This window comes from Enterobacter soli (assembly GCF_964208575.1).
GTDB classification, from domain to species: domain Bacteria; phylum Pseudomonadota; class Gammaproteobacteria; order Enterobacterales; family Enterobacteriaceae; genus Enterobacter; species Enterobacter soli_A.
In genome coordinates this window covers 163,632-174,957 of sequence record NZ_CAXOFU010000010.1, presented here as the reverse complement: position 1 = coordinate 174,957, position 11,326 = coordinate 163,632, and the positions used below count along the sequence as shown (strand labels likewise).

Here is an 11,326-nt window from a genome sequence, read left to right as displayed (position 1 = left end):
GTCAGGGAGGCGGCGGTGAGCCTCCCTGACACGTTCACAAGTATTGTGGTGACAGAGAAGCAGGGGACGTAAGGTGAACGGAATGACCACTACAGCCTTATGTACCCCTCACCCTGGCCCTCTCCCCTCCGGGAGAAGGCACGCCAATCACCGACGACGGTAGTTCTTCTGCGCCGTATTCACCTTATAAAGATAGCGGCGAGACTCCGCGGACGGGTGGCGGGTGGTCAGGGTAGAGTAAACATCCCCCGGCGCCATGCTGTTGATGATATTGGCCGCCTGCACCTTGTCGTTCGAGAACACGCGCAGCACGCTGCCCGCGCCGCCGTTGTAGGCGGTGATCACCGCATAGCGACGCGAGGTTGGGTTATCGATCCCGCTCAGATAAACGTTGTTAAGCATCGCCAGATACGCGGTGCCGGTATCAATGTTGCTTTGCGGATCGAACAGGTAGCTGCGGCTCGGCGTGCCGGATTTACCCTGCGCCCGGAACACGTCTTTACCCGCGCTGTGCTGCACAACCTGCATTAGCCCCAGGGCGTCGGAACGGCTTACGGCGTAAGGGTTGAACGAGGATTCGGTCTGCATAATCGCCAGGATCAGCGACTCGTCCACGCCGTATTTGCGCGACGCCTGACGCACCATGCCCACGTATTTATGCGCACGTTTGTCGAGGTGGTTCGGCACCAGGTTGATGGTCACGCTGTAGATGATTTTCAGGCCGTTGGTGCGGCTTTTGAGGCGCGTTTGCAGCAGGTAGTCGGCAAACTTGGTGGCGCGGCCTTCCCAGCGGATCGCCTGACCGGTCTGATCCACAACCTGGCCGTACAGGAACGGCTCTTTGGAAATCGTAATATCGTCGGCGTCGGAATAGAGATCGATAGAACCCGGATCGTCACCCATCAGCAGGGTTTTGACGATCGCCTGACGCAGGCGGGCGGCAGGTTCAGTCCCGGCAATAGTTTCGACGGTGATCGTACCCTCATCAAAGTTGATGTGGCTACGCGTCTGGTAGGCGTCGGTGTATTTAACGTAGTCCTTAGGTCCGGCAATAAGAACTTCGTTAAATCCCCATATGTTTTCGATGTTATGGGCAAACTGCCCCATCAAAATGTCAAAACCGTTGGTGTCCTTGACCCAGGCTTCGTTGTATTCATCGCCTTTATTTGAAGAACAAGACACAAGCAACGGCGCAACAAGAGCTAGCGCTAAAAGTTTTTTCATCATTCCGGGAGTGCGTGTTGTGTTTGCTTTGGGGGTGCTGTTGCCCGGCGGCGCTGCGCTTGCACGGGCCTACGGTTTTGTAGGCCGGGTAAGCGCAGCGCCACCCGGCACCAGCAGCGCGATATTATTTTTCCGGCGGCGTATAGCCTTCGATGTGCACGTCTTTACCTTCAAACAGGAAGTTCACCATCTCCTGCTCCAGCAGTTTGCGGTCTTCCGGTTTCATCATGCTGAGCTTCTTCTCGTTGATCAGCATGGTTTGCTTTTTCTGCCACTGTCCCCAGGCTTCTTTGGAGATCTCGTTGTAAATGCGCTTACCCAGGTCGCCAGGGTAGAGCTGAAAATCCTGGCCTTCAGCGTCGCGCTGCAGGAAGGTGCAAAAAATGGTTCTGGCCATACTTATTCCTCTTTTTCTTGCCGATGCTAAATCAGTGCACCGGCACGTAATTGCTGTAACAGGCGCTCCACGGGAGCCGCCAGTCCGACAGATGGCGGTTGCGCTAAGTTATACCAGAGAGCCGGGCCTTCATCCATGCACGCGCTGAATGAGGACACGGGAAGCCACATAGGCACAATATCCAGATGGAAATGGCTGAAGGTATGGCGAAACGCGGTTTGTTGCATGAGGTTATCGGCAGCAATCCCGCGCTGTTTAAGCCATTCCCGAAGTGCGGCTTCATCTTCAAACTGTGGGAAGCAGTATAGACCACCCCACAGGCCGCTCGGCGGACGTTGGGCGAGGAACACCTCATCACCCTGCTGCATCAGCAGCATATACCCGGTGCGCTCCGGCAGCGTCTGCTTGGGCTTTTTGCCCGGATACTGCGCCCACGAATGGTTGGCATAGGCCACGCAGAGGTTATTCACCGGGCACAGCTCGCACTTCGGCTTAGAGCGCGTACACACCATCGCCCCTAAATCCATCATCGCCTGATTAAAGCGCTCCACGCCTTTCACCGGGGTGACCGCTTCGCTGATCTCCCACAGCCGTTTTTCGACCTCTTTCTTGCCAGGCCAGCCGTCAACGGCATAGCAGCGGGCCAGCACGCGTTTTACGTTGCCGTCGAGAATCGGAAAATGCTTGCCTAAGGAGAGGGAAAGGATCGCGCCCGCGGTGGAACGCCCAACGCCCGGGAGATCCGCCACCTCGTCGAAGGTTTCAGGGAATTTGCCGTTGTGCAGCGTCGCGACCTGCTGCGCGGCTTTGTGCAGATTGCGCGCGCGGGCGTAATAGCCAAGCCCGGTCCACAGGTGCAGCACTTCGTCTAAAGGGGCATTGGCCAGATCGGTGACCGTGGGAAAGCGCGCCATAAACCGCTCGAAGTAGGGGATAACAGTCGCGACCTGCGTTTGTTGCAACATCACTTCGGAGAGCCATACTTTATAAGGCGTTTTTTCAATTTGCCAGGGCAGGGTTTTACGCCCGTATTTGTCGTACCAGTCCAGCACCTGGGCTGAAAATTGAGAGGCTTGCATGGTCATCGATTCGCTTAATCAGGGACGCCGATTGCAGCACAGCGCCAATCTGCTGTAAACCGGATCTTTCCCATGCTTGCATAGAAGCCTTAACTTTGGATAATGCCCGTTTCCCGAACATTCTCACAAGCAGACAACTCTTTTATGAAAAACGACGTCATTTCACCGGAATTTGATGAAAACGGCCGCCCGCTGCGCCGTATTCGCAGCTTTGTCCGCCGTCAGGGTCGCCTGACAAAAGGGCAGCAACACGCGCTGGACAACTACTGGCCGGTGATGGGCGTTGAGTTCAGCGAGCAGCCCGTCGACTTTAGCGAACTGTTTGGCCGCGACGCGCCGGTTACGCTGGAGATCGGTTTTGGCATGGGCACGTCGCTGGTGGCGATGGCGAAAGCGCGCCCGGAGCAGAACTTCCTCGGCATTGAGGTTCACTCCCCGGGCGTGGGCGCGTGTCTGGCGACGGCGCACGAAGAGGGCGTGGAAAACTTGCGCGTGATGTGCCACGACGCGGTAGAAGTGCTGCACAAAATGATTCCTGACAATTCTTTGAACATGGTTCAGCTCTTTTTCCCTGACCCGTGGCACAAAGCACGTCATAATAAACGCCGTATCGTTCAGGCACCTTTCGCAGAGCTCGTGAAAAGTAAGCTTAAGCTGGGCGGCGTCTTCCATATGGCGACCGACTGGGAACCGTATGCGGAACATATGCTGGAAGTGATGTCGTCGCTGGACGGGTATAAAAACCAGTCCGAAAGCAACGACTATGTACCGCGCCCGGACTCACGTCCGGTGACAAAATTTGAACAGCGTGGCCATCGTCTCGGCCACGGTGTATGGGACTTAATGTTCGAGAGGGTGAAATAATGGCAAAGAACCGTAGCCGTCGTCTGCGTAAAAAAATGCACATCGAGGAGTTCCAGGAGGTTGGTTTCTCCGTCGCATGGCGTTTCCCGGAAGGGACCAGCGTAGAGCAAATTGATCAGGATGTTGATGCCTTCATCAGCGACGTTATTGAGCCGAACAAGCTGGCGTTTGATGGCAGCGGTTACCTGGCGTGGGAAGGTCTGATTTGCCTGCAAGAAGTGGGCAAATGCACCGAAGAACACCAGGCCGCAGTGCGCAAATGGCTGGAAGACCGCAAATTCGAAGACGTGCGCATCAGCGAACTTTTCGACATTTGGTGGGACTAAGTAAGCAGTACGGGGCCAGCATTAGCTGGCCCATTTTGTCTTAGGGAGTTTAAATGATGCGTAAAACGTTGCTGGCTGTTGCTCTGATGGCAACCGGATTCACCGCCCATGCGGAGTATAAATGTAGCGTCACGCCGCGCGACGACGTGGTCTTAAGCCCGCAAACCGTGCAGGTGAAAGGCGAAAACGGCAATCTGGTGATTACCCCGGATGGCAACGTAACCTTCAACGGCAAGCCGTACAACCTGACTGCCGCCCAGCGCGAGCAGGCAAAAGATTACCAGGCGGATCTGCGCACCGCGCTGCCGTGGATTAACGACGGCGCCCTGACGCGCGTCGAGAAGAGCCGCGTGGCGCTGGACAAGATCATCACCAAAGAGGTGGGTGAGAGCAGCAACATGCGCACTCGCCTGACCAAGCTGGATGCTCAGCTGAAAGAGCAGATGAACCGCATTATCGAGAAGCGTACCGACGGCCTGACGTTCCACTACAAGGCAATCGATCAGGTGCGTGCCGACGGCCAGAACCTGGTGAATCAGGCGATGGGCGGCATTCTCCAGGACAGCATCAACGAGATGGGTGCCAAAGCGGTGCTGAAAGGCGGCGGTAACCCGTTACAGGGCGTTTTAGGCAGCCTGGGCGGCCTGCAGACCTCGATTCAGAACGAGTGGAAGAATCAGGAAGCAGATTTCCAGCAGTTCGGCAAAGACGTGTGTAAACGCGTGGTGTCGCTGGAAGATAGCCGCAAGGCGCTGGTGGGGACGCTGAAGTAACGTTTCTGCGCGCTGGGCCCCTCACCCTAACCCTCTCCCCGGAGGGGCGAGGGGATGGTTTGCTCCCTCTCCCTTTCAGGGAGAGGGCCGGGGTGAGGGTAGCAGCATTTGCAGCGTCATAAAGATCTGATCCAGTACCGCCTCTTCACTATTACCGAGTTCGTTGTTCCAGAATCGAATCACATGCCAGCCCTTTTGGTTTAACCACTGCGTCCTTTGACGATCGTATTCCCTGTTTTCATCATGTTGTCCTCCATCCAGCTCAACTGCCAGGCGCGCCTCGCAGCAGGCGAAATCCAGAATGTAATTCCCTACTGGATGCTGTCGGCGAAATTTATAGTGAGCGAAACGACGACCGCGCAGTAAATACCACAGCCGATTTTCTTCATTTGTGAGCTCGCGCCTGAGCCGTTTTGCATGTGAGCGAATAATGTCCATCCCTACACTCTGCCAGCCTTTCCCTCAGCCGGCAGAACGGGATGCAAAATCCTGAACCTGTCTTCAGGATCCTTCGGCGAGGAACAGCTCAAGGAGGGAGTTTAAAAACAGCTTGCCGTGCTCGGTGATTTGCCAGATTTCGTCAGTCTCAGTGAGATACCCCTTCGCCAGCGCCTCGTCAATCTGCGGGCGGATGACCGTTTCCGGCAGCCCGGTATACAGCGTGAACTCAGCGCGTGGCGCGGCTTCCAGCAGGCGGAAGCGGTTCATAAAGAACTCGAACGGCTTGTCGGCCACTTCCACGTCGTGTTGACGTTCCAGATAGCGCCCTTCCATATACCCGCGCGGGTGGCGCGTTTTGGCGGTACGCAGAATACGCCCGTCCGGGAAGGTCACCTTGCCGTGCGCGCCGCAGCCAATCCCCAGATAGTCACCAAAGCGCCAGTAGTTGAGGTTGTGCTGACACTGATACCCCGGCTTCGCGTAGGCGGAGGTTTCATACTGCTGATAGCCCGCGTCGGTCAGCAGCCGATGGCCTTGCTCGAAAATATCCCACAGCGCGTCGTCGTCCGGCAGCACGGGCGGGCGGGAGCCAAACAGCGTGTTCGGCTCGATGGTCAGCTGATACCAGGAGAGGTGCGGCGGGTTAAGCGCAATCGCCTGTCGCAGGTCGTCCAGCGCCTCTTCCAGCGACTGATCCGGCAGGCCGTGCATCAGATCGAGGTTAAAGCTGCGAAGATTAAGCCCGGTTGCCAGGTTCGCCGCGCGTTTTGCCTCTTCCGGGCCGTGGATACGCCCCAGGCGCTTAAGCTTCGGCTCGCTAAAGCTCTGCACGCCGATGGAGATACGGTTCACGCCCGCACGCTGATAGTCGACAAAACGGTCGGCCTCAACGGTGCCGGGGTTCGCCTCCATCGTAATTTCTGCATCCGCTGCTAGGTTGAGGCGCGCACGCACGCCGTCCAGCAGCGTTTGCATCGCCGGGCCTGAAAGCAGGCTCGGCGTACCGCCACCAATAAAAATGGTCTTAACTTCACGTCCCTGTGCGTAAGGTACATCGGCGTCCAGGTCGGCCAGCAGATGCGCAACGTAATCATCGTGAGGCACTTCGCCCTTCAGCGCGTGCGAGTTGAAGTCGCAGTACGGGCATTTCTGCACGCACCACGGGATATGAATATAAAGACTCAGAGGTGGCAAATTAGCCATTACGTAATGCTTCCAGTAACAGTTTCAGTGCGCGCCCACGGTGGGAAATCGCGCTTTTCTCTTCGCGGGTCAGCTCCGCGGCGGTTTTGCCCTCGGTCGGGACAAAGAAAATCGGGTCGTAGCCAAAGCCGCCGCTGCCTGCTGCTTCGCGGGTAATCACGCCCGGCCAGCTGCCGTGGCAGACGATCGGGGTTGGGTCTTCGGCATGGCGCAGATAAACCAGCACGCAGTGGAACTGCGCGGTGCGCTGCGCGTCCGGCACCTCTTTCAGGGTGTCCAGCAGCTTTTCCAGATTGCGCTGGTCGGTAGCGCCTTCGCCGGAATAGCGCGCGGAGTAGATCCCCGGCGCGCCGCCCAGATAATCCACCGCCAGGCCCGAATCGTCGGCAATGGCCGGCAGGCCGGTCACCTGCGCCGCGTGGCGGGCTTTCAGGATCGCGTTTTCGATAAACGTCAGGCCTGTCTCTTCGGCAGAGTCCACGCCCAGCTCTGTCTGTGCCACCACATCCAGACCAAAATCATTCAACAGCGAGGCCAGCTCGCGCACTTTACCGGCGTTACCGGTAGCGAGAACAACTTTCTGCATCGTTTTTTCCTATTCTGTCAACGCCGCGACTTCCGTCGGGATGGATTGCGGATTGAGGATTTTTACCTGTTTATGACGCCCAAGTTCACCCTTTTCAATGATGACCTGACTTTTTGCCACGCGGAACTGTTTTGCCAGATATTTGGTCAGATGCGCATTGGCCTGGCCATCAACGGGTGGGGCGGTGATGGCGACTTTCAGTTCGTCGCCATGCAGTCCTACAATGCTGTCGCGGCTGGCTTTCGGCTGAATATACAGCCGTAAAACCAGCCCGTCGGCGCAGGTGCTTACCGCACTCATAGCGCCATCCACAGCCCCGGCAGCAGCATGTTGCCCGTGGCCTGCAGCAGCTCGGCGATGCCCATATTGATAACGTACAGCAGCAGCACCAGAATCATTGGCGAGAAGTCGATACCGCCCATGGAAGGCAGCAGATTACGGATTGGTCGCAGCAGCGGCTCCGCCAGCTGGATCAGCGCGTACTCCACCGGGCTACGGCCCTGGCTTACCCAGCTCATGATCGCCATAACCAGCAGCACCCAGAAAATCAGCAGGCCAATGGTCTTCACCAGGATCAGCACCGCGGCAATCCAGATGATCGGCTGGAAGGTCACCACCATAAACAGCACGATGGCTTTGATCACGCTCAGCACAAACGACACCAGCAGCGAGGCGCTGTCGATTGGCCCCATCGCCGGGATCACGCGGCGCAGCGGCCCGACAACAGGTTGTGTGATTTTCACGACAAACTGCGAGAAGGGATTGTAAAAATCACAACGAGCCCACTGCATCCAGACGCGCAGCAAAAGCGCCATCGTATACAGCTCAATGACCGTTGAGAGCAGGAAAGTCAACGTCTTCATGGCGTTCCTCAGGTTTCCTTATTTTTGGGAGTAATCGCGCGCACCGAAAATAGCCGTGCCGATGCGCACCATAGTGCTGCCTGCCGCAATCGCGGCTTCCATATCGTCCGACATGCCAAGCGAAAGCGTGTCTACCGTTGAATAGCGGGCCTTAAGCGCCTCAAATGCTACAGCCATTTGCTGTGCCACGGCAAACTGCCTTTCGTAACTTGACTCAGGCGCCGGGATTGCCATCAACCCGCGCAGGGTTAACCCCGGCAGCGCAGCCACCTCGGCGGCCAGCGTATCCAGCTCATCCAGTGCGATACCGGACTTGCTGTTTTCGTCGCTAATGTTGATTTGAATCAGCACGTTAAGCGGCGGTAAATCCGCCGGGCGCTGCTCGCTGAGGCGGGTGGCGATACGCAGACGATCGAGGGTGTGACACCAGTCGAAATGCTCCGCCACCAGACGGCTTTTGTTCGACTGCAGCGGGCCGATAAAGTGCCACTCCAGGCCACCGTTTCCCGCTTCACGGAAATAGCGAATTTTATCCACGCCTTCCTGCACGTAGTTTTCGCCAAACGCGCGATGGCCGGCGGCAATCGCTTCTGCGATGGCGCTCGCAGGTTTGGTTTTGCTGACTGCAAGTAACGTAACTTCTTCTGGAGCACGGCCGCAACGCTTTGCAGCGGCTGAGATTTTGTCCCGGACCTGTGCCAGGTTATGCGCAATGTCGTTCATTTTCCGAGGAGAGTCGTGTGGTGTTGGAAGAAATTGTGGCCCTTAGTGTAAAGCATAACGTGTCGGATCTACACCTGTGCAGTGATTCGCCACCCCGCTGGCGCAGGGCCGGCCTGCTGGAGCCTGCGCCGTTTCCCTCACCTGACGTCGGCCAGCTGTTAAAAACCTGGCTGACCGACGAACAGCAGGGCGAGTGGTGGGCAAACGGGCAGGTGGATTTTGCCCTGACGCTCCCCGGCGGCCAGCGGCTGCGCGGGAGCGCCTTCAGCCATATCAACGGCGCGTCGCTCGCGCTGAGGCTGCTCCCTGCGTCCTGCCCGCAGCTTGCGGCGCTGGGCGTGCCGAAGGCTATCCCGTCGCTGCTGGAAAATGACGGCGGCCTGATTCTGGTCACGGGCGCGACCGGCAGCGGTAAATCCACCACCCTGGCGGCGATGGTGGATCACCTTAACAATCATCTGGACGGGCATATCCTGACGCTGGAGGATCCGGTGGAGTTTATTTATCAAAGCGAGCGTTGCCTCATCCAGCAGCGGGAGGTCGGCCAGCACTGCCGCTCGTTTGCCGATGCGCTGCGCGGTGCCCTGCGCGAAGATCCTGACGTCATCCTGTTGGGGGAGCTGCGCGACGGTGAAACTATCCGTCTTGCGCTAACGGCGGCGGAGACCGGGCATCTGGTGCTGGCAACGCTGCATACGCGCGGGGCGCCGCAGGCCATTGAACGGCTGGTGGATACCTTTCCGGCGCAGGAAAAAGATCCGGTGCGTAACCAGCTGGCGGGCAGCTTACGCGCCGTGCTGGCACAAAAGCTCTGTCCGGACGCGCAGGGCGGACGCGTAGCGCTTTACGAACTGCTGGTGAACACCGCGGCGGCGGCAAACCTGATCCGCGAGGGCAAAACCTGGCAGCTGCCGGGGATCATCCAGACCGGGCAGCAGGCGGGCATGCAGAATTTCGCCCAGAGCCGCGCCGAACGCTGCGCCCAGGGGCGGCTCAGTGAAAGGGCTGAGAGGGCGCAGGCATGACCTTGTTTCCTGCCGCGCGAGCGGTAGAATCGACTTTCCTCCTTAAGAGCAGACGAAACCATGTCATCACAACCCAATCAAAGCCTCATTGACGGTATCCGCTGTCTGCAATATCTGGTCTCCAGCGATCGTGCAATTGGGTGTCGCGAGCTGGCGCGCCTGATGGGAATTAACACCACGCGGGCTAACCGCCTGCTCATGACCATGGCCTCGATTGGCCTGACGATGCAGGATGAGCAGCGTCGTTATCTGCCGGGGCCGGGTATTCACGCCCTGGCGGCGCAGTCGATTCGTGGCTCGGCGCTGTTTTCACGCGCGCTGCCGATTCTTGAGCGCCACGCGCCGCGGGATATCGTGGTCGCGCTGGGCGTGCTCTGGGAAGACCAGATTATCTACATCTGGCACTCGGTTCCCGGCAGCCAGACCACGCAGGCGCTGGCGGGGTATCGTATGCTTCCGGCCTGGCAGTCGGTCATTGGCATGGCGCTGCTGGCTGACGAGAGCGACGAGCAGCTGATGCAGCGTTTCACCGAGGCGCAGTGGCTAAATCTGGCGCCCCACCTTGAGCAGCAGCGTAAAACCGGGCGCGTTGTCTGGCATCACGACGACGGGGAAGTCTCGATGGCCATTCCCGTCGGGGCGCATCAGGCCGCGCTGGCGTTTGCCGGGATGTGGAATGTCGAAGAGTCGGTGGTGGAGGCGCGCCTTGGCGAGCTTGAGCAGCTCAATGAAAAGCTGCTGAAGGTGCCCGATTTCGCGGGCAAATCAGACGCGGATCAGTAGCCCTGCTCGAAGAAGCTTTCGAGGATAATCACGGCAGAGGCAGAGTCTACGCTGCCTTTGTTGAGCGCCCTGAAGCCGCCGTGTTCAAACAGACCCGCGCGGGCCTCAACGGTGCTCAGACGCTCGTCGTGCAGCTTTACCGACACGCCGAATCGACCGTGGATTTTGTTCGCGAACTTGCGCGCGCGCGCGGTGAGCGGCTGCTCGGTGCCATCCATGTTGAGCGGCAGGCCGACGATAACGTCATCCGGCTGCCACTCTTTCAGCAGGCGTTCGATAAGCGTCCAGTCTGGCGTGCCGTCGTTAGCCTTGAGCGCCGTCAGCGGGCGTGCCGTGCCGGTAATGCGCTGGCCCACGGCAACGCCGATACTTTTGGTGCCAAAGTCGAAGGCCAGAAGCGTTCCGCTCATTATGCGTGCCCCGCTACGCCAGGCATGGTCAGAATATCAATGCCAATCAGCTTTGCGGAATCACGCCAGCGATCGGCGATAGGCGTTTTAAACAGGATGTTCAGATCCGCAGGTGCCGTCAGCCATGCGTTATCCAGGATCTCCTGCTCAAGCTGGCCCTTTTCCCACGAGGCATAGCCCAGCGCAACCAGCACTTCGGACGGTTGATCCGCCGTTCCCAGCGTTTCAAGCACGTCGCGGGAGGTGGTGATGACGGTGTTATCCGAAATACGAATGCTGGAGGAGAACGCCGGAGGCGTATGCAGGATAAAGCCACGATCTTCCGCAAGCGGCCCGCCCAGCATCACCGGCTTATCAAGACGGATCTCCGGGAGGCGTTCTTCGGTCGTGATTTTAAGCTTTTCCAGAATGCCTTCGACTTGCAGGTTTTCCAGCGGCTTATTGATGATAATGCCCATCGCGCCGTCTTCATTGTATTCACAGATATAAACGACGGAGCGGCGGAAAATCGGATCCTGGAGAGCAGGCATGGCAATAAGAAAGTGATGCTGTAAATTCATTGTCAGAGGTACTGTTTCCTGGTTTAAAAAGCGACAGCGCCCAGTATGGGGATAAACCAGGGCGCTGTC

At 58.1% G+C, this 11,326-nt stretch carries 16 protein-coding genes; 5 read left to right on the top strand and 11 right to left on the bottom strand.

The genetic code is table 11. The features are described 5' to 3' along the window. Positions 1-147: 147 nt before the first annotated feature. The 3 genes from mltC to mutY all read right to left on the bottom strand — a co-directional run bounded on the left by mltC (position 148) and on the right by mutY (position 2,706). Positions 148-1,224 (bottom strand): membrane-bound lytic murein transglycosylase MltC, encoded by a 1,077-nt coding sequence (mltC, locus tag AB6V08_RS12745; protein ID WP_368543072.1) that lies wholly within the window; start codon positions 1,222-1,224, stop codon positions 148-150. Positions 1,225-1,348: 124 nt separating this feature from the next. After that, a complete protein-coding gene (locus tag AB6V08_RS12740) occupies positions 1,349-1,621 on the bottom strand; it encodes an oxidative damage protection protein (protein ID WP_368543062.1) in 273 nt (90 codons plus the stop codon). 26 nt (positions 1,622-1,647) lie between these two features. After that, positions 1,648-2,706 (bottom strand): A/G-specific adenine glycosylase, encoded by a 1,059-nt coding sequence (gene mutY, locus AB6V08_RS12735; RefSeq protein WP_368543060.1) that lies wholly within the window; start codon positions 2,704-2,706, stop codon positions 1,648-1,650. 138 nt (positions 2,707-2,844) lie between these two features. On the opposite strand from mutY, the gene trmB reads away from it, so the two are divergent. From trmB to AB6V08_RS12720, 3 genes are read left to right on the top strand one after another with little or no spacing between them, the layout of a single operon-like run. Beyond that, complete coding sequence (trmB, locus tag AB6V08_RS12730) at positions 2,845-3,564, top strand: tRNA (guanosine(46)-N7)-methyltransferase TrmB (protein WP_368543058.1); 720 nt, start codon at positions 2,845-2,847, stop codon at positions 3,562-3,564. Beyond that, the gene (locus AB6V08_RS12725; RefSeq protein WP_368543056.1) at positions 3,564-3,890 is read left to right on the top strand and encodes a YggL family protein; all 327 of its coding nucleotides are present in this window, start codon (positions 3,564-3,566) and stop codon (positions 3,888-3,890) included. Before trmB ends, AB6V08_RS12725 begins: the two co-directional genes overlap by 1 nt. A 53-nt stretch (positions 3,891-3,943) precedes the next feature. After that, complete coding sequence (locus AB6V08_RS12720; protein ID WP_368543053.1) at positions 3,944-4,663, top strand: DUF2884 domain-containing protein; 720 nt, start codon at positions 3,944-3,946, stop codon at positions 4,661-4,663. Between the two features lie 75 nt (positions 4,664-4,738). Here AB6V08_RS12720 and AB6V08_RS12715 read toward each other — a convergent pair whose 3' ends face one another. The 6 genes from AB6V08_RS12715 to AB6V08_RS12690 form a co-directional block, all read right to left on the bottom strand. After that, on the bottom strand, positions 4,739-5,101 hold the full coding sequence (locus tag AB6V08_RS12715; protein ID WP_368543051.1) for an endonuclease domain-containing protein: 363 nt from the start codon (positions 5,099-5,101) through the stop codon (positions 4,739-4,741). Between the two features lie 63 nt (positions 5,102-5,164). Further along, a complete protein-coding gene (gene hemW, locus AB6V08_RS12710; RefSeq protein WP_368543049.1) occupies positions 5,165-6,307 on the bottom strand; it encodes a radical SAM family heme chaperone HemW in 1,143 nt (380 codons plus the stop codon). Then, positions 6,300-6,893, bottom strand: coding sequence for an XTP/dITP diphosphatase (locus AB6V08_RS12705; protein ID WP_368543047.1), 594 nt, complete (start codon positions 6,891-6,893; stop codon positions 6,300-6,302). The genes hemW and AB6V08_RS12705 overlap by 8 nt, the downstream gene beginning before the upstream one ends. Before the next feature lie 9 nt (positions 6,894-6,902). Further along, entirely contained in the window at positions 6,903-7,193 is a 291-nt protein-coding gene (gene yggU / locus AB6V08_RS12700) for a DUF167 family protein YggU (protein ID WP_368543045.1), read from the bottom strand. Continuing rightward, positions 7,190-7,756 carry a YggT family protein gene (locus tag AB6V08_RS12695; RefSeq protein ID WP_368543043.1) on the bottom strand — a complete coding sequence of 189 codons (567 nt, stop codon included), beginning with the start codon at positions 7,754-7,756 and terminating at the stop codon, positions 7,190-7,192. Before AB6V08_RS12695 ends, yggU begins: the two co-directional genes overlap by 4 nt. A gap of 18 nt (positions 7,757-7,774) precedes the next feature. Further along, positions 7,775-8,479 (bottom strand): YggS family pyridoxal phosphate-dependent enzyme, encoded by a 705-nt coding sequence (locus AB6V08_RS12690; protein WP_368543041.1) that lies wholly within the window; start codon positions 8,477-8,479, stop codon positions 7,775-7,777. Positions 8,480-8,496: 17 nt separating this feature from the next. Between AB6V08_RS12690 and AB6V08_RS12685 the strand changes: the two genes are divergently transcribed. Both AB6V08_RS12685 and AB6V08_RS12680 read left to right on the top strand, forming a co-directional pair. Continuing rightward, on the top strand, positions 8,497-9,504 hold the full coding sequence (locus AB6V08_RS12685) for a type IV pilus twitching motility protein PilT (protein ID WP_368543039.1): 1,008 nt from the start codon (positions 8,497-8,499) through the stop codon (positions 9,502-9,504). A 60-nt stretch (positions 9,505-9,564) separates the two neighbouring features. Next, positions 9,565-10,287: an IclR family transcriptional regulator domain-containing protein gene (locus tag AB6V08_RS12680; protein ID WP_368543037.1), complete on the top strand. Its 723-nt coding sequence runs from the start codon at positions 9,565-9,567 to the stop codon at positions 10,285-10,287. Here the strand turns inward: AB6V08_RS12680 and ruvX are convergent. Both ruvX and AB6V08_RS12670 read right to left on the bottom strand, forming a co-directional pair. Next, positions 10,281-10,697 carry a Holliday junction resolvase RuvX gene (gene ruvX / locus AB6V08_RS12675; RefSeq protein WP_368543035.1) on the bottom strand — a complete coding sequence of 139 codons (417 nt, stop codon included), beginning with the start codon at positions 10,695-10,697 and terminating at the stop codon, positions 10,281-10,283. The genes AB6V08_RS12680 and ruvX overlap by 7 nt on opposite strands. Next, entirely contained in the window at positions 10,697-11,257 is a 561-nt protein-coding gene (locus AB6V08_RS12670) for a YqgE/AlgH family protein (protein ID WP_368543033.1), read from the bottom strand. The genes ruvX and AB6V08_RS12670 overlap by 1 nt, the downstream gene beginning before the upstream one ends. Between the last annotated feature and the right edge of the window lie 69 nt (positions 11,258-11,326).

Coding starts and splice junctions, on each gene's coding strand:
- mltC (WP_368543072.1), bottom strand. CDS start 1,224: ATGAAAAAACTTTTAGCGCTAGCTCTTGTTGCGCCGTTGCTTGTGTCT.
- AB6V08_RS12740 (WP_368543062.1), bottom strand. CDS start 1,621: ATGGCCAGAACCATTTTTTGCACCTTCCTGCAGCGCGACGCTGAAGGC.
- mutY (WP_368543060.1), bottom strand. CDS start 2,706: ATGACCATGCAAGCCTCTCAATTTTCAGCCCAGGTGCTGGACTGGTAC.
- trmB (WP_368543058.1), top strand. CDS start 2,845: ATGAAAAACGACGTCATTTCACCGGAATTTGATGAAAACGGCCGCCCG.
- AB6V08_RS12725 (WP_368543056.1), top strand. CDS start 3,564: ATGGCAAAGAACCGTAGCCGTCGTCTGCGTAAAAAAATGCACATCGAG.
- AB6V08_RS12720 (WP_368543053.1), top strand. CDS start 3,944: ATGATGCGTAAAACGTTGCTGGCTGTTGCTCTGATGGCAACCGGATTC.
- AB6V08_RS12715 (WP_368543051.1), bottom strand. CDS start 5,101: ATGGACATTATTCGCTCACATGCAAAACGGCTCAGGCGCGAGCTCACA.
- hemW (WP_368543049.1), bottom strand. CDS start 6,307: ATGGCTAATTTGCCACCTCTGAGTCTTTATATTCATATCCCGTGGTGC.
- AB6V08_RS12705 (WP_368543047.1), bottom strand. CDS start 6,893: ATGCAGAAAGTTGTTCTCGCTACCGGTAACGCCGGTAAAGTGCGCGAG.
- yggU (WP_368543045.1), bottom strand. CDS start 7,193: ATGAGTGCGGTAAGCACCTGCGCCGACGGGCTGGTTTTACGGCTGTAT.
- AB6V08_RS12695 (WP_368543043.1), bottom strand. CDS start 7,756: ATGAAGACGTTGACTTTCCTGCTCTCAACGGTCATTGAGCTGTATACG.
- AB6V08_RS12690 (WP_368543041.1), bottom strand. CDS start 8,479: ATGAACGACATTGCGCATAACCTGGCACAGGTCCGGGACAAAATCTCA.
- AB6V08_RS12680 (WP_368543037.1), top strand. CDS start 9,565: ATGTCATCACAACCCAATCAAAGCCTCATTGACGGTATCCGCTGTCTG.
- ruvX (WP_368543035.1), bottom strand. CDS start 10,697: ATGAGCGGAACGCTTCTGGCCTTCGACTTTGGCACCAAAAGTATCGGC.
- AB6V08_RS12670 (WP_368543033.1), bottom strand. CDS start 11,257: ATGAATTTACAGCATCACTTTCTTATTGCCATGCCTGCTCTCCAGGAT.